Origin of the sequence: Halalkalibacterium ligniniphilum (assembly GCF_000334155.1) — a bacterium.
In the GTDB taxonomy this organism is placed as follows: Bacteria; Bacillota; Bacilli; order Bacillales; family Bacillaceae_D; genus Halalkalibacterium; species Halalkalibacterium ligniniphilum.
On record NZ_ANNK01000131.1, the window covers coordinates 1 to 1,673 of the forward strand.

General features: G+C 41.6%; 4 protein-coding genes. All 4 read right to left on the reverse strand.

The genetic code is table 11. The features are described 5' to 3' along the window. On the reverse strand, nt 1-236 hold a 236-nt coding region (locus BLT_RS22170; protein WP_035425978.1), incomplete at its 3' end, for an S-layer homology domain-containing protein. A 205-nt stretch (nt 237-441) separates the two neighbouring features. Continuing rightward, nucleotides 442-894, reverse strand: a complete 453-nt coding sequence (locus BLT_RS25015; protein ID WP_081599682.1) for a peptidoglycan recognition protein family protein — start codon at nt 892-894, stop codon at nt 442-444. Then, nucleotides 846-1,130, reverse strand: a complete 285-nt coding sequence (locus tag BLT_RS23800; protein WP_017728787.1) for a hypothetical protein — start codon at nt 1,128-1,130, stop codon at nt 846-848. Before BLT_RS23800 ends, BLT_RS25015 begins: the two co-directional genes overlap by 49 nt. 156 nt (nt 1,131-1,286) lie before the next feature. Next, nucleotides 1,287-1,562 carry a hemolysin XhlA family protein gene (locus BLT_RS0116045; protein WP_017728789.1) on the reverse strand — a complete coding sequence of 92 codons (276 nt, stop codon included), beginning with the start codon at nt 1,560-1,562 and terminating at the stop codon, nt 1,287-1,289. Nucleotides 1,563-1,673: the final 111 nt, after the last annotated feature.

Genomic DNA, 1,673 nt, shown 5'->3' on the forward strand with positions numbered 1-1,673 from the left:
AAGCTTAGTGCTGCAGCTATCATTATTGCAGCTTGGGCACGAGTCACATTGTTACTAGGTTTAAAGGTGCCCTCATTATACCCACCAATAATTGATTGATGTGCTAAAAATTCAATTTCTGTTTTTGCCCAGTAATCTGAACCAACGTCAGTGAATCGCTCTTGTCCAGTTGCTACTGTAGGAATAAGCATGGAGAGTATAACAAACAACAAAGCTAAGTATTTAATACTTCTCATATGTACCTCCTTATACTATTATTTACAAATATTCTACCATTATTGTAAGTAGATGAGAGGATTGTTGCCCCTTTTTCAATAAACCACTAACGATTCATTAGTCTACTGAAAGAAAGTATCTCCTTAGCGAAACAATTCCTTTTTCTCAACAAACTTAGCCCACCCGTGAGAGAGGGCTTTTATTTAACGTCTCAAACCGCGTCTATCAGCTTCGTATTGAATGCGTATTGCATTCCGAAGAAGTCAATTCTCCTCTCTTCGCTTTATCTAACCACGACTTGCTTAGTGGATTACGGTGTCTATTTCCGTCCGTCCAGAGTTCCAACATACTAACTACCGCACTCTGTTCAACCTTTGTTAGTTTCATGTTCCAATAAACCTCCTCGTCGGATAATTTGTCGCCTTGCTGCAAGCGTTTTAAATCTGTTCTGAATTGGTTCATCGAAAAAGCCGGGCAGTCTTTCCAACTGTATCTTGGTACTTCTTGATGTCCAATTACTTTATTGCAGTTTGGTAGCTGCGGTAAGAGCCAATTAACCAGTTCAAGCGCTCTTTGATACTGAACAGTTGTAGGCTCTTCGAAACGGAAATCACCAGGTAAAACAATTCCTAGCGAATGACGGTTGCTGTACCGACATGAGGCGTTTGCATGTTCCAATCATACCCCCATTTAATGACACCATCTGGCTCTACACCGTACATGTATCCACCTACGGACCAATTATTCGTCTGTGTATGAAAACGACAATAGGCTTCGTAATTTGTTCCTCCAAGCCCTCTTCTTGTCATCCCGTGGTGGAGAACGATTTGACGAATACCGCTTATCGCACGTAGTGTAGGTAGCTTCGTTCGATGCCGCGGTGCTGAGGAACGAATGTCTAATATATTCATCACTACCTCACGTCCTTTTTAGGTTTGACGTAACCCCGTGCTTGTATCGAATCGCTGTGTCCGTTTGTCGTCGGGTCCGTTATAGCTAGAAATACCTGCACCCAAAATAGCGGATTAGATGAGCGTACTTTCCAATTGATTTTCATGTAGATCCTCCCCTTATTTCATAGTAAAAGCCCACACGATAATCCCTGTCACAATCGTTACAACACCGCTGACAATAGCTGTGATTACAATCTTTGTGAGAGTCCGTCTGAGCCACGTTGTATCTTCGACAATTTTGTCTAAGCTTTTCGACAAGCCTTGTATTTCTCTGTCTTGAAGTTTGTCATTGAGTTTAAGTTCATCAATCTCTTTCCTCATGACTTTTTGCTCGACTTCTACACCTTCAAACCGTTTCGACATATTAGCGATGGTGCTTTCCATAATGTCCATGCCTGGTTCGCTCCTTTTAGCTTCACTCCTGACATAATAAACACCCCTCACTCTATATCTAGGAGCTTAGGCTATTTACTCCCTTGTGATTTTGCGATATAACTAATCCAA

Bases quoted from the DNA above. Each gene is read 5' to 3' on its own strand.
- BLT_RS0116045 (WP_017728789.1), bottom strand. From the start codon at position 1,562: ATGGACATTATGGAAAGCACCATCGCTAATATGTCGAAACGGTTTGAA.